This is a genomic window from Streptomyces sp. S4.7 (genome assembly GCF_010384365.1).
In the GTDB taxonomy this organism is placed as follows: domain Bacteria; phylum Actinomycetota; class Actinomycetes; order Streptomycetales; family Streptomycetaceae; genus Streptomyces.
This window is the reverse complement of sequence record NZ_CP048397.1, coordinates 6,006,504-6,024,504: the sequence shown is the minus strand read 5'-3', so window position 1 is coordinate 6,024,504 and position 18,001 is coordinate 6,006,504. Positions and strand designations below refer to the sequence as shown.

Here is an 18,001-nt window from a genome sequence, read left to right as displayed (position 1 = left end):
CTCGGATCGGGCGCCGTTCACACGGCGAATGGCGCAGAGACCGGGCGGGCCCCGCAGCCGGGCGGGCCGCGGGGCCGAGGATCGGAGCCGCGTCGGCGCCGAGGGTCGGGGCCGGGGGTCAGAGCCGGGGCTCGCGGCGCTCGTACACGACGCCAAGGGGCGGCTGGTCCAGCCCGGGATCAAGGTGCGCGGGCGTGAGTACCTGCGGATCGTCTGTGGCCCGGAGTACACCCGGCCTGCGAATCTGGAGCGGCTGCGCGGCAGGTTCCTCGGCCACAAACGGTCGCTGGCGCTTCGGGAGTACGCGCTCGGGCTCGAAGCGCTGGACCGGCTGGGGGACGACGAGCCGCTGTGGCGCGTCCACGAGGCGGTGTTCGCGGTGCTCGCGCTGGAGTCGGAGCCGGTCGACCCCCGGCTCTGACTCCTCGCACACGACCTGCGCCACGCCGTCCTCGCGGTACTGCGCGAACGCCTCGGCCGGGTGCTCCAGAAAACCCTCCTCGCGCGATGTCGCGGTGGGTGCCATGGTCGGCGGCAGACAGGCGAGGAGCCGCGGGTCGACGGCGAAGCGGCTCATGACCTCCAGAGCCGCCGCCGCGTTCTCCTCGCGCACCGCGAGCCGGCCCATGTGACGGGTCTCCACGACACGCCTGCCGTGCACGTCGGCGAGGTCGAGCGGGCGGCCCTCGCGGCTGCCCGGCGCCTGAGTGCCGAGCGGCTTGACCGGCTCGTACCAGACGCGCTCCGCCGGTACGTCGACCAGCTCGCGCTCGGGCCAGCGCAGGGCCGTCATCTTCCCGCCGAAGACGGCGCCGGTGTCGAGGCAGATGGTGTTGTTGATCCAGGAGGTGTTCGGTACGGGGGTGTGGCCGTACACGACCGCCGCCCGGCCCCGGTAGTCCTCCGCCCACGGGTAGCGGACGGGCAGGCCGAACTCGTCGGTCTCGCCGGTCGTGTCCCCGTACAGCGCGTGCGGACGGACCCGGCCCGAGGTGCGGCCGTCGTACTTCTCCGGCAGCCCGGCGTGGCAGACGACCAGCTTGCCGCCGTCCAGGACGTCGTGGCTGACGAGGCCGCCGATGAAGGTCCCCACCCGCTCACAAAAGGCGTCGTCCTCCTTCGCCAACTGCTCGACTGTCTCGGCGAGTCCATGGGTCAGCTGAACGTTCCTGCCCTTGAGCCAGCGGCCCAGCTTGTTCTCGTGGTTGCCCGGTACGCACAGCGCGCTGCCCGCGCCGACCATGCGCATCACGCGGCGCAGCACGCCGGGACTGTCCGGGCCGCGGTCGACGAGGTCGCCGACGAAGACCGCCGTACGGCCTTCGGGGTGCGCGCCGTCCCCGTCCGCGTAACCGAGCCCGGCCAGCAGCGTGTCCAGTTCGGATCGGCAGCCGTGGACGTCGCCGATGATGTCGAAGGGGCCGGCGAGGTGGGTGAGGTCGTTGTAACGGCGTTCGGTGACGACCTCGGCGCGCTCGACCTCCTCGGCACCGCGCAGGATGTGGACCTTGCGGAGGCCCTCGCGTTCGAGTCCGCGCAGCGAACGGCGCAGTTCCCGCTGGTGGCGCTTGATGACATGGCGTGGCATGCCGGCCCGGTCGGGACGGGCGGCGTTGCGTTCGGCGCAGACCGCCTCGGGCAGGTCGAGGACGATCGCGATGGGCAGCACGTCGTACTCCCTGGCGAGCCGCACGAGCTGTCCGCGGCTCTCGGGCTGGACGTTGGTGGCGTTCCCCGTCGAGTTCTTCTGTTCAGTTCATTCGTTGTTGGCGGAGCCTCACGTCTGGGTGGCAGCGAGGACTGCACTGAGTGCGACGGTGGCGTCGAGGAGGGCACGGGAGCGAGCCGCGATGCTCACATCTCGGGCTGCCAGCGCGGCTCCGATGTCTTCCGACCGGTGCCCGCGCCGCAGGCCCGGCATCAAGGCCCGGAGGTGGTCAATGCGGTACCCGGCGCTGCGTAGCTGGTGCACAATCCGGGCGTCCCGAGTTTGGGCCGGTGAGTATCGTCGCGTTTCTCGCGGGGAGACCCGGTCAGGAACAGCAAGCCCCTCGGCGTCCCAGTGCCGCAATGTCGATGGGCGCACTCCGAGCGCGGCGGCAAGTTCGGAGACGCTCATCGAATCCGATGGGCGTACGTCTTCGACCAGTTCGGCAGAGATCGCCGCAGCAGCCTCCTTGGCAAGTCTGAGATCCGTACGCTCCCGGTCGAGTTGGGCGTGTACCGCGTCGAGGAGTGCAAGTACTTCCGAGGTCGGGCACTCATGCACGGCACGCACGATCCGCTTGGCCGCAATCGGACCCGTGCCGACTGCGAGGGCCCGGTAGGCCAAAGCGGACTGAAAGTGAATCTCCCCATAGATCCGGTAGCCCGCAGCTGAGCGTGTCGCTGGCGGCAGGACACCGTCGCGTTCGAGATTGCGTACCTGCTGAACGGAGTACCCGGCACGTCGCGCGACATCGACTGTGCGCAGCGCCGATGACTTGAGAGTTGACACCTGGCAATCCTCTGTTTTCCGGCTCAAAGTCTCCACGTGCACCTTAATGAAACGCTTGAGCACATGACCATAGAAGAGATCATCGACTTCGCAGAGGGCCTGGATGGAGCCCTGGCTATCAGGCCCGGACCCGGTGACGGCTCACCAGAGATCAGTTGGGGGGATACCTTCTTCTTCTACTCTCCTGAGGGCGTCATTCCGAAAGCGACTCAACCGTTCACGACGATCGTGACGAAGAACCAGCCGGGCGACGAGAGGTCGCGCCTGGACCGCCCAGATGCGTTCCGCGTCAATATGGCCGCTGGGAAGGAATCGTTCATCAACTGGACCGGCCACGCGCCGCGCGAACCAGTCATCGACGACGACCCCAGCGTCACCGATGCCGTGATTGCACACCCCGTCTACGGCTCCGTTGCATGGCTCGCGGTGGTGAATCCGGGCCAGCGGACCGACGCGGCGGTCCGTGAGCTGATCCGCAATGCCCATCACCTCGCACGTTCGCGCTATGAGCGACGAGCGGGCTCAACAAGCTGATAACGAACGCCGCCGGCTGAGACAGGGCCCTTGAACTGCTCTGAGTTTGGTGGAGTCCCTGATGCCAGGGTTACGATCCTGGCGAAGGAGATTCACCAGCACCATGCCAGCACCCCGTAAATACCCCGACGAGCTCCGCGAGCGCGCGATCCGCGAGATCCGCACCGCCGGCCGCCCGATCGCGCGCGTCGCGAAGGACCTGGGCATCCACAAGGAAGCCCTGCGCGGCTGGGTCCGCCAGGCCGAGGCCGACCACGGTGAGCGGGAAGACCGTCTCTCCACCGTCGAGCGCGACGAGCTGAGGCAACTCCACAAGGAAAACGCGGAGTTGAAGCGGGCGAACGAGATCCTCAAAGCCGCGAGTGTCTTTTTTGCCCAGGAGCCCGACCGTCCCCGGACGAGGCCGACGCGGTGATCAACCACCTGCGCGAGAGCGGCCTCGGGGTCGGGCCCGTATGCCGGGAGCTGGACCTGTCGGAGTCCGCGTATCACGCACGCAAGAAGCGGCCGAAGTCGGCGCGCCAGCTCCGGGACGAGCAGCTCATGCCCTTGATCGAAGAGCTCCACGAGGAGTCCGGCGGCGCCGAGCTGGACATCGAGGGCGTCATCCGCGGCCGGCGCCGCCGCACTACGATCCCCGAGCCGTCGGCGCCCCGCCCGCCGGACCTGGTCGACCGTGACTTCACCGCTCCGGGCCCGGACCAGCTCTGGGTCGCGGACATGACCTACGTCAGAACCTGGTCGGGCTGGGCGTATGTGGCGTTCGTCCTGGACGTGTAGGAGATGGCACTGTGGAGACGGCGGATCAAGAAGGACTCCGGCCTCATCCACCATTCGGATCGCGGCAGTCAATATGTGTCTATCCGCTACACCGAGCGGCTGGCGGATGTCGGCGCTTCCGCCTCGGTTGGCTCCGTCGCGGACTCGTATGACAACGCCATGGCCGAGGCCCTCAACGGCACCTTCAAGGCCGAGTTGATCGAGATGCAGGGCCCTTGGCGGGACTTCGAGCAGGTCGAGCGGGCGATCTTCCAGTGGGTGACGTGGTACAACGAGGAACGTCTCCACTCCGCGCTCGACTATGTACCGCCCGCCGAGTACGAACGCGACTTCCAGCGAAGCCTGGAAGAAGAACCGCAGACCGCCTGAAACATGACCGGCGGACTCTACGCAACTCGGGGCGGCTCAGCCAAAGACTGTCCCGAATCCTTTGTCGGGGCCGTCTCCTGGCTGGACGACGCTCTTGCCGTCGAGATCGGGCCGGAATCAGTCAGCTTCCTGGCCGGACCACCGTTGCGACTGTTTCCATGGAGCCGCTGTGGCGGAAGTGGAGGGTGAACTTCACCGCGTCGCCTTCCTGCCAACGCATGCCGCTCTTCAACGTCACCATCACGTCGAGGTCGAAGGGTGACATGGTCAGGGTCGACCCCGCCGCCACGTTCGCCGATTCGGTCATCCCCATGGAGTCGGCTCCGTCGCCGTTGTTCTGGTGCAGGCTCAGCATGGCGTCGGTTACGGCGGGCGACGTGACGGACAGAAGCTGATCGTCCGCGCCGCCTGTGTTGGTCACCGTGAAGAAGGCGGCGGTCTGCGTGTTGTCGTTGTACGGGAGGAAGACGTGCGGGTCGCTCACTGCCAGGGCCGGGGGCGTGCCCGCCGCCCCCGAAGCGGTCCATTGCGTCAGGCCCGCGAGCGCCAGCACGCACGCCGTCCACAGGACGAGTGCCGCGTAGAAGCCGTCACGTACGCGCTCCCGCGTGATGTTCCAGCCCGAGGAGGTGTCCGCGGTGGACGGTTCCGTCATGAGCGCTGTTCTCCTTGGCGGACTTGGCCGGCTTGACCGACACGTGCGCCGGTTCTCCGGTAGGCCGATGGCTGCCAGGCGCGCAGCCGCAGGCTGTTGCCCACCACGAGCAGGGAGCTCAGAGACATCGCTGCGGCGGCGACCATGGGGTTGAGCCATCCCACGGCCGCGAGCGGCACGGTGACGGCGTTGTAGCCGAAGGCCCAGATCAGGTTGGCGCGAATGGTGCCGAGAGTGCGTCTGGCGAGGCCGATCGCGTCGGCGACGGATTCGATGTCGCCGCGCACCAGGGTTACGTCGGCCGCGCCGATGGCGACATCGGTGCCGCTTCCCATCGCGATGCCCAGGTCTGCGCCGGCGAGGGCGGCGGCGTCGTTCACACCGTCCCCGATCACCGCGACGCGGCGGTCCTCGGCCCGCAGACGCCGAACCAGCTCGGCCTTGCTCTCGGGCGTGCAGCGCGCGTACACCTCGTCGATGCCGAGTTCCTCGGCGACCGCATCGGCGACGGCCTCGCGGTCACCGGTGGCCAGTACGGGTGTCACCCCCAGTCGCTTCAGCCGGTCGACGGCGCGGTAGCTGCCGGGGCGCGTGACGTCACCCAGGGCGATGAGCGCCTCGTCCACCCCGTCGACCCTGACCCGTACGACGGTGCGGGCGGAATTCTCCGCGTCCGCCAGTGCCCGCGTCAGGGTTTCCGGGAGGTCGTCGCCCGGAGTGACCACCTCGACTTGGTGTCCTTCGACGAGGCCGCGGACGCCCACACCGGCGGTGGCGGCGAACTCGGTCACCTCGGGCAAGGGCTCGTCCGGAAAGGCTCGTTCGGCGTACGCGGTGATCGCGCGCCCGAGCGGGTGCTCCGAGCCGCGCTCCACCGCTCCGGCCAGACGGAGCACGGTCCGCTCTCCGAGACCGCCGGGGACCACGGTGACCTGGGTGACGCTCATGCGGCCGGTGGTCAGGGTGCCCGTCTTGTCGAGGATCACGGTGTCGATGTGGCGCAGTGTCTCCAGCGCCTGAGGACCACTGACGAGGACGCCGAGTTGCGCGCCGCGCCCGGTCGCCGCCAGCAGCGCGGTGGGGGTCGCCAGGCCGAGCGCGCACGGGCAGGCGACGACCAGGATGGCCACGCACGCGGTGATCGCCGCCTGCGGATCGGCTCCGGCACCGAGCCAGAATCCGAGCACGGTGACGGCCAGCGTCAGGACGACCGGGACGAAGCCGCCCGCCACGGAGTCGGCCAGCCGCTGGGCACGGGCCTTGCCGGCCTGGGCCTCGGTGACCAGCTCGGTGATGCGGGCGAGCTGAGTGTCCCTGCCGACCGCCGTGGCGCGCACGGTGAGCAGGCCCCCGGCGTTGACAGCGCCGCCCACGACCGCCTGGCCGGGGGCGACTTCGACCGGGTCGCTCTCCCCGGTGACCAGCGACAGGTCGAGCGCGGAACTGCCGGAGACCACGACGCCGTCGGTGGCGACCCGTTCTCCCGGCCTGACGACGAACTCCTGCCCCACACGGAGCTGTTCGACGGGGACGAGGCGTTCCTTGCCGTCGACCCGCACCGTTACGTCCTTGACGGCCAGTCCGGCCAAGGCGCGCATCGCCTGACCTGTGCCGCTACGCGCCCGTGCTTCCAGGAACCGGCCGGTCAGGACGAACAGCGGTACTCCGACCGCCGCTTCCAGGTAGATGTGAGGGATGTCGTCGCCCGCCGAGGGGAGAAAGGAGAAGGGCATACGCATGCCGGGATCGCCCGCGCCACCGATGAAGAGTGCGTAGGTGGACCAGGCGAACGCAGCGGTCACGCCGAGCGACACCAAGGTGTCCATGGTCGCCGACGCGTGCCGCAATCCCCGCAGCGCACGACTGTGGAAAGGCCAGGAGCCCCACGTCGCGACCGGTGCGGCCAGGGCGAAGCACAGCCACTGCCAGTTACGGAACTGAAGGTCCGGAACCATCGAGAGGACAAGAACGGGTACGGAGAGCAGAGCCGTCACGAGCAGTCGCCGCCGTGCCTCGGCCGACTCCCGCGCTTCTGCGGACTCGGACGGCTCGCTGCCGGCCTCGGGTTCCGGCGGGCGGGGCGGTTCAGCGGTGTAACCGGCGCGTTCGACCGTCGCCACCAGGATCCCGGGGGTGATCTCCGGAGGGTGGCTGATCCGGGCATTCCCGGTGGCCAGATTGACCGTCGCGGTGACGCCGTCGAGCTTGGCCAGCCGCTTCTCCACGCGGCTCACGCACGCGGCGCAGGTCATTCCACCGACCAGGAGGTCCGTGGTGACGGCCGGAGAAGCCGTGGTCTCCGACGTCACCGCCCACCGTCCGAGTGCATGCCGCCCATGTCGCTCATGTCCCCCGTGCCGTCTCCCGGTTGGGTTCCGGGCCCTTCCCCGGGCCGGGTATCAGTGTCGGTGGAGTGCATGCCCGGCGCGACCGGGCCGACCGCCGAGCCGACCGCGTACGACACACCGAACACCACCATCAGCAGGACCAGGAATCCGATCAGCGCCGGCGGCGGCGCGTAACGCTTCAGCGTCGTCACCGTCCGCAGGGAGAGAAGCTCACGCCGGTCCGCCATCACCGCTCCAGAGAAGAGAGTTCCGCCAACTGCCGGGCGGTAGCCGTATCGCGCTGCCGTGTACTCGGCCCGCGAGAGCCGGGGTGCCATGTTGACATGCGGCCGGCGGGCGGGCGGTCGCTACGCTGACCTGTCCCGCTGTGAGGATTCTCCCGCGGTGCCACGGGAACCCTGTCGGCCGGCCGACCGACTGCCTCTTGGGAAAACTCGACCGGCGCTGATCGCGGTCGCTCGCCGGTGGGCCGCTGTCCGGCGCGGGCGACGGCGTCGTCTGGGAAGCCGCTGTCTGATGTGACCTGCGCACCCTCGCGCGATGCCCGGCGCGTGCCGGGAGCGCGACGTCGTGAGGTCGCCCGGATCAGCCTTCTCGATAGACGCATGCTTGATGAGTCGGTTGGCGGGGCGGTTGAGTTCCCCGCCTTGCCGAGTCTTTCCGGCACCACGGAGAACGGGGCCGCCTGCGGTCCGAGACATCGCGCACCGGGCTTTTCCGGGGGTGGCTCCGGTGCAACGATGAGTCCGCCATGACCTCGGGTCCGTATTTCCGCAGAGCGAGGGCCGCCCTGTTCGCGGCCGTCTGTGTGCTCTTCGCTGTCCTGGGGCACGTGCTCATGTCGGAAATGACCATCCCCTGGGCGGCGATGCTCCCCGCCTTCGGCGCCGTCGGCGTCACCGGATGGGCTCTCACGGGACGGGAACGCGGGTTCCGCACGGTCCTCACCGCGACCCTCGCCGTCCAGGCCGTCCTGCACGCCTGGTTCTCCCTCGCCCAGGTGGTACTTCGACCCGATTCCGCCGGTGGGTCACTCGCGGAACAGTGGCTGGGCCACGTTCTGTGCAGAGCGCCCATGGCTCCCATGGATGGCCACGCCCAGCACGCGATGCCGGGAATGCCAGGCACGGCGATGGACTCCGGTCACAGTGCCGCCGGCACGGCGTCGCTGGGGATGCTCTCCGCCCACCTGCTGGCCGCGCTGCTCTGTGGGATCTGGCTCGCCTTCGGTGAACGGGCGGCCTTCCAGTGTATTCGGGCCTGCGCCGGCTGGATCGTGGCGCCGCTGCGCCTGCCCGGCGTACTGCCGACACCGCCGGACCGGCCGCGCGTGCGGGCCGGTTCATCGCACGGAACGTGCGGACCGCGACGGTTGCTGCTCGCTCATGCCATCACCTCACGGGGCCCGCCGACGGGAACCGCTGTCCTCTGACAGCCAGTTCCCCCTGTCTCGCCGACCGGTTGGCGCGGCAGGGCAGTCGGCCCTGCCCGCTCGGGGCCGAAGCAGCGGCCGGTGCCGCCTCGAAGCCGTGCCCGGTCGACCCCCGAATTCCGAAGAAGGACACCAGGCGATGACGCATGCCCTGCCCCGACTCGCGCAGAGAGACAGCCACACGCGGACGGCGAATCCTTCCCGCACGAAGGAGGAGACCATCACCAACTGGGCTCTTGCGGCGAGGGAAGGTGACCCGGACGCCGTGGAACGTTTCGTCGGCGCCCTGCAGCGCGACATCTGGCGCTACATGGCCTTCTTGAGCGCCGACCCGCAGGCCGCCGACGACCTGACCCAGGACACCTTTCTCCGAGCCCTGGGCAGTCTGCACCGGTTCGAGGGCCGTTCCTCCGCCCGCACCTGGCTGCTGTCCATCGCCCGGCGGTCCTTCGTCGACAGCCTCCGCCACGCCGCCGCTCGCCCGGTCGTCGCGGACGCCGTCGACTGGTGTGCCGCGGCGGAGAAGGCAAGACCTCAGGGTGCTCCGGGCTTTGAGGAGGGAGTCGTCCTCGCGGAGCTGCTGGCGTCCATGCCGGCGGAACGGCACGACGCTTTCGTGCTCACCCAACTGATCGGCCTGCCCTACGAGGAAGCCGCACAGGTCATGGGCTGCCCGGTCGGCACGGTCCGCTCGCGAGTGTCCCGCGCCCGCGCCCAACTGATCGGCATGCTCACCGCGGCCGAGCGCTCGGCGGTCGAGAGGACGAGCCCCTCCCACCGGGCGCCGACGCCGGATCTGACGGCCGCGGCGGCCTGATGGGGCGGGTAGCGGGAACTACGGCGTCCCCCGGTCCGACTACTCGGACAGAAGATCCGATCAGGCAGCACCAAGGAGCCAGTATGTCCAGGAAACGGCCAGTCGTCATCGCGGTCACCGCGCTCTGTCTGCTCATGGCCGGATGCGCCGACTCCTCGACCGAGGCGGTCGGCAACAAGTCGCCCAAGTCCGGTTCCGGATCGGGCTATCCGGTGACCGTCGAGAACTGCGCTGAGAAGCAGACCTTCACGAAGGCGCCCGAGCGCGTCGTCGTCATGAACGGCGCGTCCGTGGCCGAGGTCTCTTCGCTCCTCGCGCTCGGCCTCGGCGATCGGATCGTTGCCAACCAGCAATCGTACGGGCGCTCCGAGGTCGAAGGGCGGGCCGAGGCGATCAAGGCTCTGCCCAAGGGTGACGTCAAGCTGAACGACGCCTTCGACATCCCCCGCGAGGCAATGCTCGGGCTGCGTCCCGACTTTGTGCTGGCCGTGACCTCTTACGGGTTCGACGCCAAGAACGGGTTCGCCACCCGCGACGATCTCAGCTCGGTGAGCGCGAACAGCTACATCTCGCCGCAGGGCTGCGACGACGACCCCGCGAAGATGACCGTCGCCGACAGCTACACGCTCCTGCGTGATCTCGGCAGGATCTTCGGCGTGAGCGACCGGGCGGAGAAGCTGATCGCCGAGTCCGAGAAGCGCATCGCCGCGATCTCCGCGGAGGTCGCGGGCGAGGAGAAGCCGAATGTGATGGTGCTCTTCTCGAACATGGTCATGGGCGGCAACGACTTCAGCTCGGTCGTCGCCAACGGCATCATCAACGACATCCTCACCAAGGCCGGCGGCTCCAACGCCTTCGCGAACACCTCCAGGAGCACCTTCGCCGACCTGAGCAAGGAGAAGGTGGCCGCCACCTCCGTCGACGCGCTCGTCGTCATCAGCTACAACGACCCCGACCCCGAGGCGTACGCCAAGAAACTGCTCAAGGAGTTCCCCCAGTGGCCGGCCGCCAAGACCAACACGTACACCGTCCTGTCGGACTCGATCTACCTCGGCCCGAGCAACGACGTGGCGGTCGACAAGCTGGCAAGGACGTTTCACCCCGACGCGTTCTGAACAGGGTTCCCCTGCCGCTCCTCCTGACGGTGCTCCTGGCCCTGCTCGCCGGGGTGATGGTGGTGGGCATCAGTATCGGGGCGGTCACCATCCCCGTCGGAGAGGTGTGGCGCATCGTCCTCCGTCACCTGACCGGTGGCGGTACGACGGGCGATCCGGCCACCGACCAGATCGTGTGGAACTTCCGCGCACCCCGCGTCGTCCTGGCCGCTCTCGTCGGCACCGGGCTCGCGGTCGCCGGGGTGATCCTCCAGGCGGTGGTGGCCAATCCGCTCGCCGACCCCACCGTCCTGGGCTTCTCCTACGGAGCGTCGCTCGGTGCTGTCCTCGCCATCACCGCGGCGGGCGGCGCGACGCTCGGCGGGCTCGGCGTCTCCTCCGCGGCCTTCGTCGGCGCTCTGGCCGCCGGGGCTCTGGCCTTCGTCCTGGGGCAGAAGAGAGGACGCATGGCACCAACGCGGCTGGTGCTCTCAGGAGTCGCGGTGGGCTACCTCTTCCTGGCGGCCACCAGTTTCCTCCAACTGCGGGCGACGCCGACCGAGTTGCGCACCGTCATGTTCTGGATGCTCGGAAGCGTCTCGGGAGCCAGGTGGGATCAACTTCCCGTGGTCGCCACGGTCGTCCTCGCCAGCGCCCTCGCGCTGTCGCTCTTCGGCCGCAGGCTCAACGCCCTGCTGGCCGGGGACGAGTCCGCGACAGCACTGGGCGTCGACGTCCACCGGCTGCGGGGCCTCCTGCTGGTGATGTCCGCCCTGGTCACCGGCACGGTGATCGCCGTCGCGGGCGGTATCGGCTTCGTCGGCCTGATGATCCCCCACCTCGTACGGCTCGCCACCGGCGCCGACCACCGCAGACTGCTTCCCCTGACCGCCGTGGTGGGCGCCATCTACCTGGTCCTCGTCGACCTGCTGTCCCGCACGCTCAACCGCCCCAACGAACTGCCCATCGGCATCCTCACCGCCCTGCTGGGCGCTCCGTTCTTCCTGTGGCTCCTGCGCCGCAACAAGGGGCTGGACTCCGTATGAGACTCACCGTCGAACAGCTCCACATCACGCTTGACCGCCAGCCGATCCTGCGTGACGTCGCCCTGGAGGTACAGCCCGGCGACATCGTCGGGCTCGTCGGGCCGAACGGCAGCGGCAAGTCCACGTTGCTGCGCGCCGTCTACCGCTCGCTGCGGCCCGAGAGAGGCGTGGTCCGCGTAGGTGGCGACGACGTCTGGACACTCTCCTCCCGGACCGCGGCGCGTCGTACCGCGGCCGTTCTCCAGGATGGCGGAGGCAGCGCGACAAGTTTGAGCGTCACCGAGATCGTGGCCCTGGGCCGCACCCCGCACCACGGGCTGCTCGGCCGTGACGGCGCCGACGACCACCAGGCCGTCGACGACGCCCTCCGGCGCTGCGGAGCACACCAGTTGGCGGACCGTGACTTCGCCTCACTGTCCGGCGGGGAGCGCCAACGCGTACTGCTCGCCCGCGCCCTGGCCCAGACCCCGCAGGTCCTCGTCCTGGACGAGCTCACCAACCACCTCGACATCCGGGCCCGTTTCGAGGTGCTGGAACTCATCAGGTCCACCGGCACCACGACACTCGCCGTCCTGCACGACCTCGACCTCGCCGCCCGGCTCTGCGACCGGATCATCGTGCTCGACGAGGGAACGGTCGTGGCGGCGGGTCACGTTCTCGACGTGCTCACCCCGCGAATACTGGCCGACGTCTTCGGAGTGGCGGCCGAAGCCGAACGTCACGCGGACGGAGTCGTACGCATCACCTACGCGGCCGAACCCCTCAGCACCGGCCGGACGGCCGAAACAGCCGACCGGTGACCGGAACGGCGGCGAGGCGGCCCGCCGAGGGCGGTCCGAGACCTGCACAGCCCCCAGCCCTCCATCGCCTCCGGGGCGACGGTGAAGCGGTTCCGCCGTACCGCGCGAAGAATTTCTCGCGCACGCGGGGAACTAATCGCACGGGGCCACCGACTACTCGCGTGGTGGGAGATCGCCCACTGTGCCATGGCTACTGTCTGCCAGGAGTGTCCGTGCTACGACCTCGTCCCCCTCTCGCCGTCCTCGCTGCCTCGATCGTGCTGATCGGCGGGTGTGCCGCCGGCCCCGATGACCCCGGCTCCACCACCACGGTGCTGCGCGTCGGGCTGAGCGAGGAGTCAGGCGCCGTGGACCCGCATGCCTTCACCGGTAACTTCCTGCTGCTCGACGCGGTGTACGAGCCGCTCGTCACTTACGCGGCGGGCGGCAAGCTGAAGCCGGGGCTCGCTGAGTCGTGGACCGTCGCCAAGGACGGCCGGAGCGTCAGCTTCGACCTGCGCGACGGCGTCACCTTCACCGACGGGACTCCGTTCGACTCCGCCGCCGTGAAATGGAACTTCGACCGGTGGGTGGGCAAGAAGGAGTTCACCTTCTTCCGCGCCTCGCAGGTGATCTCGGCCGTGGACACCCCGGACAAGGACACTGTCCGGCTGACCCTCTCGGAGCCGTACGAGCCGCTGCTGCAAGAACTGTCGATCGTGCGTCCGGTGCGGCTGCTCAGTCCGAAGGCCGCGACAGCCGACGGCACGTTCCGCAAAGCCGTCGGAACCGGGGCGTGGAAGCTGGAGTCCAACTCCGCGACCGGAGCGAAGCTGGCGCGCAACGACGACTACTGGGGAACCGAACCGAAGCTGGAGCGGGTCGAATTCAAGGTCGTACCGGACTCCCAGGCGCGCCTCGACGCCCTCACCAACGGTGAGATCGACCTCATCGGTGGCGCGTACATGGCCCCGATCACACCGATTGAGGCCAAGACGCTGAGCGGGCGCGGCGACATCAAGTCGCACGTCGGCGAGCCCGATGTCTCGATCATGCTCGGCTTCAACGCCGACGGTCCGGCCGGTGACCGAGCCGTCCGTGAGGCGGTGCGCCAGGCCATCGACACCACGGCCCTGACCAAAGCGCTGTTCCAGGGCTACGGCAAGCCCGCGCGGCGGGTGTTCCCCCCGAACGTGCCCGACTCGGGCACCGACCAGCCGACGTACTTCGACCAGGCGGAGGCCCGCAGAACGCTGGACGCGGCCGGGTACACCCTGGAAGGAGGCAGCCGGGCCAAGGACGGCAAGCGGCTCTCCCTGAAGCTCCTCATCCCCGCCACTCCGGCCCAGGGACAGCTCGATCCCCGCTCGATGGCCGAGGCCGTCGCCGGGTCTCTCAAGGAGATCGGCATCGCCGTCGACATCTCCCCGGTCGACGCCGCCGCCTACTACGACGAGCGGGCCGAGGGTACGTACGACATCACCTTCTTCGAGGGACTCGGTGCGCCGTACGACCCCTCGGGTTCGATCGTGTCGATGTTCACCTCGGGCGCCCGCGGTCCGCTCTGGGTGACGCCGGCCACCGAAGACCTGGTCGACACGGCGTTGTTCGCGGACGGCCCCACCGCCCGCGCCGCCGCCTACCAGAAGCTCTACGACGAGGTCGCCGCCGACGCCGGCTTCGTCCCTCTGGTCTACCGGCCGCGGGTCTGGGCCGCCCGGGACACGGTGAAGGGCTTCGCCGTGCCGCCCACGGACGTCGACCTGGAACTCACCGGGGTGACTGTCGGGTGAGCTCGCTGGGGCGGCTGGCGACCGCCGGCGGGCACGTCGCGCGGTGGACCGTCGACACCGTCGGCGTCCTGCTGGCGATGTCGGTGGGCACCTTCGCCCTCGTCCTGCTCGCACGTGGAGACCCCGCGGCGGTGCTCGCGGCGACCCGGGCCGGCCGCCCCGCCATGCCGGAGCAGATCGAGGCCGTCCGCGTGGAACTCGGCCTCGACGATCCGGCTCCCGTGCGGTACGTCCGGTGGCTGGTCAACGCCTGCACCGGCGACTTCGGGCTCTCGTTGCGGACGAACGCGCCCGTCGGCCCCGAAGTCGCGGACCGGCTGGGCGTCACGCTGGGCCTGGTGGCCGGATCCGCCGTGGTCGCCGTCGTGGTCGGGGTGAGCGTCGGCGTCGCCGGCGCGGTGCTGCGACGCGGGATGCTGCGCGGCGCCCTGCGCACCGGGGCGCTCCTGGTCACCTCGATACCGTCGTTCTGGCTGAGCTACCTCCTGGTCCTGTACCTGGCGATCCGTCTCGGACTGCTGCCGACGTCGGGGATGGCGGGCCCCTCGACATGGCTGATGCCCATGGCCGTACTGGGGCTTCCGGTGGCCGGCGTGCTCAGTCGGGTGGTCGCCGTCACGCTGCGCGAGGCCCTGGACCGCCCCTACGTACGCGCGGCGCAGGCACGGGGCAGTGGAACGCTGTCGATCGTGCTGCGGGACGGTCTGCCCAATGCCGCCGGACCGATCCTGTCCGTCGCGGGGTTCGGTATCGGCACCCTTCTCGTGGCCACCGTCGTGGTGGAGCAGATCTTCGGCTGGCCCGGTCTCGGTGCCTACTTCGTCCACGCCGCCGGTGCCCGGGACGTTCCGGCGCTGCAGGCGGCCACACTCGTCATGGGAGGCGGCTTCATCCTCGCCAACCGCTGCGCCGACGTCCTGCAAGGACTCATCGATCCCCGCTCCCGGCGCGGTCGGGACGCGCGTGCCCGCCGTCGGCCCACGCTCCCCGGCAGGAAGCCCCCGGACCGGGACACACCGCTCCGTGACCCGGTCGGCGTGCTCGGCGCACGGACCCGGCGGGGGGCGTCATGACCGGCGAACAAGGGCGTTCGGCAGGCGGCCGGGCGTGGCTCGGCACCCTTCTGCTCGCCCTGCCCCTGATCCTCTTCGTGATCGTCGGGGTCCTCGCCCCGGTCCTCGCTCCGGCCGACCCGACCGCCAACGACCTGGCGGCGGGGCTGCTGCCCCCGTCGTCGGAGAACCTGCTCGGTACCGACCAGCTCGGCCGGGACCAGCTCAGCCGGATTCTCTACGGCGCGCGGATCTCGCTCTCGGTCACCGCTGCCGTGCTGGCGGTCGCGCTGACAGCCGGCACCCTCATCGGGGCGACCGCCGGCTACCTCGGCGGATGGGTCGACCGGGTCGTCTCCCGGGTGATCGACGTGGTGGTCTCGCTGCCCGGCATGCTGGTCACACTCGCGGTCATCGGGGTGCGGGGGCCGGGAGTGGAGAACCTCATCCTCGCGCTGTCGCTCTGGTCGTGGGCGCCGTACGCCCGGATCGCGCGCGCCCGCGTCGCCGACATGCGCAAGAGCCCTCATCTGGACGCGCTGCGCCTGCTCGGAGCGGGCCGCGCGCGCATCATCGGCCGGCACCTGCTCCCGCCGGCGCTCGCGCCCTGCCTGGTCTATGCCAGCACCGATGTCGGCACCATCGTCCTCGGCGTGGCCACGCTGAGCTTCCTGGGCCTGGGTGTCGCTCCGCCGAGCGCCGAGTGGGGCCAAATGCTCGTTGAAGGACGGGCGTTCCTCGACTCCGCGTGGTGGCTCGCCTATCCGCCCGGCATCGCCATCACGGCGGTGGTGTTCGCCAGCAACCTGTTCGGCGAGCGGCTGGCGGCCGGCGAGGAGCGCCCCTCGGTCCTGCGCCTGGTCCGTCCGACGCGGACCGGCTCGGCGCGGCCGGGCCGGAGGAAGGCCGCACCGTCCGCACGCGCCGGTGTCGCGGAACGGCCGCCGGCCGCCGCGCCGGCGGACACTCGGGAACATCCCGGGGACACCACGGTGCTCCAGGTGCGGGACCTGACCGTCACGTACCCGCAGGACGGCGAGCGTCGTCGCGTCGTCGCCGGAATGTCGTACGAGGTCGCTCGTGGAGAGGTCCTCGCTCTTGTCGGCGAGACCGGAAGCGGCAAGACCACGGCCGCGTTGGCCCCGTTCGGCCTGCTGGACCCGTACGCGGTGGTCACCGGCTCCGCCCTGCTGGGGGGCGGAGCCGAGACGCGCGAGATGGTGGGACTGCCGCCGGGGGGACGCCGCGACATCAACGGCCGCCGGGTGGGGGTGGTCTTCCAGGACAGCGGCGCCGTCCTCAATCCGCTGCGAACGATCGGCGCGCATGTCGACGAGGCCGTACGCAACGCGGGCCGCGGGGGTCGGCGCCCGGCGACCCGCCGGGTCACCGAGGAACTGCTGGGCCTGGCCGGTCTGCCCGATCCCGCCGCGGTCGCGCGGGAGTTCCCTCACCAGTTGTCCGGCGGTATGCGTCAGCGGGCGCAGATCGCCATGGCCCTGGCGTGCGAGCCGGAGTTGCTGGTCGCCGACGAGCCCACATCCGCGCTCGACGTCACGGTGCAGGCCCAGCTGCTGGACCTGCTGGTACGCCTGCGGGAGGAGTTGGCGATGTCCATGATCGTTGTCAGCCACGACCTCGCGGTGGTGACGCGCCTGGCCGACACCGTGGCTGTCGTGTACGCGGGCAGGATCGTGGAGACGGGTCCCCTCGCCACGGTGCTCGCCGGGCCCGACCACCCGTACACACAGGGTCTGCTGGACGCGGTGCCCCGTCCGGGCACGGCGCCGGGCACCCGGTTCCGCACCATGCCGGGCCGAGGGGGCACCGGTCCGGACGACGCCGGCGGTTGCGGGTTCGCCCCCCGGTGCTCGCTCGCCGTGGCAGCCTGCGTGGACGAGACGCCCACCCTGGAGACGGTGGCCCGGAACGCCTCGCACCGGTCGGCCTGCCTGCGCCACCCCGGTGGAACGGCGGCCGTCGTCGGGAAGGGAGACCTCTCGTGCTAGAGATCGTCGAGGTGAGCGCGCGCTACGGAGACCGGAACACCGCGCCGGTCATCAGCGACGTCACCATGAGCGTGGCAGCGGGCGAGATCGTGGGGCTGGTCGGCGAGTCGGGCTGCGGCAAGACGACACTGGCGCGGGTTGTGACCGGGCTGCACCGGCCCGGCGCGGGGGTGGTGCGCGTCGGCGGGGTGGACGTGCACGAGCTCCGGGGACGCGCGCTTCGCGCGCACCGGCGGCAGGTCCAGATGGTGTTCCAGGACCCTTCGCTCACGCTCAGTCCGCGGCAGACGGTACGTCAGGCGCTTGACGAACCGCTGCGCATCCACCGGGTGGGCGACGCGCGGGTGCGGTCGGCACGTGTACGTGAACTGCTCGGCCTCGTCGGGCTGAACCCCGAGGTGGGTGACCGCCGTCCCAGGCAGTTGTCCGGAGGACAGCAGCAGCGCGTGGCGATCGCCCGGGCACTGGCTCTGGAGCCACGGCTGCTCATCTGCGACGAACCGGTCACCGCGCTCGACGTATCGGTCCAGGCGAAGGTGCTCAATCTCCTCTGTGATCTGCGTGACCGACTCGACTTCGGCTGCCTGTTCATCACCCATGACCTCGCCGTCGTCTCGCAGTTGGCGGACAGGATCGCCGTCATGCAACACGGCCGGATCGTCGAACAGGGCCGGACCGAGGACGTCACCGACCGCCCCGGTCACCCGTACACCCGTACTCTGCTCGCGGCGATCCCCACGATGGACATCCGGGCCGCGAACGGTGCCCTGCAGAGCTGATCGCCGACGATCCCGGG

At 70.1% G+C, this 18,001-nt stretch carries 14 protein-coding genes and 3 pseudogenes; 12 read left to right on the top strand and 5 right to left on the bottom strand.

Going from position 1 to position 18,001, the window contains the following annotated elements:
- Nucleotides 1-121: 121 nt before the first annotated feature.
- Nucleotides 122-421, top strand: a pseudogene (locus SSPS47_RS26880) (polynucleotide kinase-phosphatase); the annotation flags it as partial.
- Here SSPS47_RS26880 and SSPS47_RS26875 read toward each other — a convergent pair.
- A pseudogene (locus SSPS47_RS26875) lies at nt 422-1,732 on the bottom strand (metallophosphoesterase); the annotation flags it as partial. It lies immediately after the preceding pseudogene.
- Nucleotides 1,733-1,777: 45 nt separating this feature from the next.
- Nucleotides 1,778-2,497: a MerR family transcriptional regulator gene (locus tag SSPS47_RS26870; RefSeq protein WP_164253201.1), complete on the bottom strand. Its 720-nt coding sequence runs from the start codon at nt 2,495-2,497 to the stop codon at nt 1,778-1,780.
- Nucleotides 2,498-2,560: 63 nt separating this feature from the next.
- Here SSPS47_RS26870 and SSPS47_RS26865 point away from each other — a divergent pair, with 63 nt between their 5' ends.
- On the top strand, nt 2,561-3,031 hold the full coding sequence (locus tag SSPS47_RS26865) for a DUF6194 family protein (RefSeq protein ID WP_164253200.1): 471 nt from the start codon (nt 2,561-2,563) through the stop codon (nt 3,029-3,031).
- A gap of 103 nt (nt 3,032-3,134) precedes the next feature.
- Nucleotides 3,135-4,180: pseudogene (locus SSPS47_RS26860) on the top strand (IS3 family transposase).
- Between the two features lie 121 nt (nt 4,181-4,301).
- Here SSPS47_RS26860 and SSPS47_RS26855 read toward each other — a convergent pair.
- Genes SSPS47_RS26855 through SSPS47_RS26845 form a run of 3 tightly spaced genes read right to left on the bottom strand, consistent with a single transcriptional unit; the run spans nt 4,302 to nt 7,410 of the window.
- Nucleotides 4,302-4,835 (bottom strand): copper chaperone PCu(A)C, encoded by a 534-nt coding sequence (locus SSPS47_RS26855; RefSeq protein ID WP_164253199.1) that lies wholly within the window; start codon nt 4,833-4,835, stop codon nt 4,302-4,304.
- Nucleotides 4,832-7,087 carry a heavy metal translocating P-type ATPase gene (locus tag SSPS47_RS26850; RefSeq protein WP_164255047.1) on the bottom strand — a complete coding sequence of 752 codons (2,256 nt, stop codon included), beginning with the start codon at nt 7,085-7,087 and terminating at the stop codon, nt 4,832-4,834. Before SSPS47_RS26850 ends, SSPS47_RS26855 begins: the two co-directional genes overlap by 4 nt.
- A gap of 53 nt (nt 7,088-7,140) precedes the next feature.
- Nucleotides 7,141-7,410: a hypothetical protein gene (locus SSPS47_RS26845; RefSeq protein WP_164253198.1), complete on the bottom strand. Its 270-nt coding sequence runs from the start codon at nt 7,408-7,410 to the stop codon at nt 7,141-7,143.
- A 524-nt stretch (nt 7,411-7,934) separates the two neighbouring features.
- Here SSPS47_RS26845 and SSPS47_RS26840 point away from each other — a divergent pair.
- The 9 genes from SSPS47_RS26840 to SSPS47_RS26800 all read left to right on the top strand — a co-directional run bounded on the left by SSPS47_RS26840 (nt 7,935) and on the right by SSPS47_RS26800 (nt 17,984).
- Nucleotides 7,935-8,615, top strand: a complete 681-nt coding sequence (locus tag SSPS47_RS26840; RefSeq protein ID WP_164253197.1) for a hypothetical protein — start codon at nt 7,935-7,937, stop codon at nt 8,613-8,615.
- 139 nt (nt 8,616-8,754) lie between these two features.
- Nucleotides 8,755-9,432, top strand: coding sequence for a sigma-70 family RNA polymerase sigma factor (locus SSPS47_RS26835; RefSeq protein WP_164253196.1), 678 nt, complete (start codon nt 8,755-8,757; stop codon nt 9,430-9,432).
- Nucleotides 9,433-9,515: 83 nt separating this feature from the next.
- On the top strand, nt 9,516-10,547 hold the full coding sequence (locus SSPS47_RS26830; protein ID WP_164253195.1) for an ABC transporter substrate-binding protein: 1,032 nt from the start codon (nt 9,516-9,518) through the stop codon (nt 10,545-10,547).
- A gap of 56 nt (nt 10,548-10,603) precedes the next feature.
- Nucleotides 10,604-11,572 carry an iron ABC transporter permease gene (locus tag SSPS47_RS26825; RefSeq protein WP_164255045.1) on the top strand — a complete coding sequence of 323 codons (969 nt, stop codon included), beginning with the start codon at nt 10,604-10,606 and terminating at the stop codon, nt 11,570-11,572.
- Complete coding sequence (locus SSPS47_RS26820; RefSeq protein WP_164253194.1) at nt 11,569-12,372, top strand: ABC transporter ATP-binding protein; 804 nt, start codon at nt 11,569-11,571, stop codon at nt 12,370-12,372. Before SSPS47_RS26825 ends, SSPS47_RS26820 begins: the two co-directional genes overlap by 4 nt.
- A gap of 212 nt (nt 12,373-12,584) precedes the next feature.
- The gene (locus SSPS47_RS26815) at nt 12,585-14,144 is read left to right on the top strand and encodes an ABC transporter substrate-binding protein (RefSeq protein WP_164253193.1); all 1,560 of its coding nucleotides are present in this window, start codon (nt 12,585-12,587) and stop codon (nt 14,142-14,144) included.
- Entirely contained in the window at nt 14,141-15,217 is a 1,077-nt protein-coding gene (locus SSPS47_RS26810; protein ID WP_164253192.1) for an ABC transporter permease, read from the top strand. The genes SSPS47_RS26815 and SSPS47_RS26810 overlap by 4 nt, the downstream gene beginning before the upstream one ends.
- Nucleotides 15,214-17,205 carry a dipeptide/oligopeptide/nickel ABC transporter permease/ATP-binding protein gene (locus SSPS47_RS26805; RefSeq protein ID WP_164253191.1) on the top strand — a complete coding sequence of 664 codons (1,992 nt, stop codon included), beginning with the start codon at nt 15,214-15,216 and terminating at the stop codon, nt 17,203-17,205. Before SSPS47_RS26810 ends, SSPS47_RS26805 begins: the two co-directional genes overlap by 4 nt.
- Nucleotides 17,199-17,984, top strand: a complete 786-nt coding sequence (locus SSPS47_RS26800) for an ATP-binding cassette domain-containing protein (protein ID WP_164253190.1) — start codon at nt 17,199-17,201, stop codon at nt 17,982-17,984. Before SSPS47_RS26805 ends, SSPS47_RS26800 begins: the two co-directional genes overlap by 7 nt.
- Nucleotides 17,985-18,001: the final 17 nt, after the last annotated feature.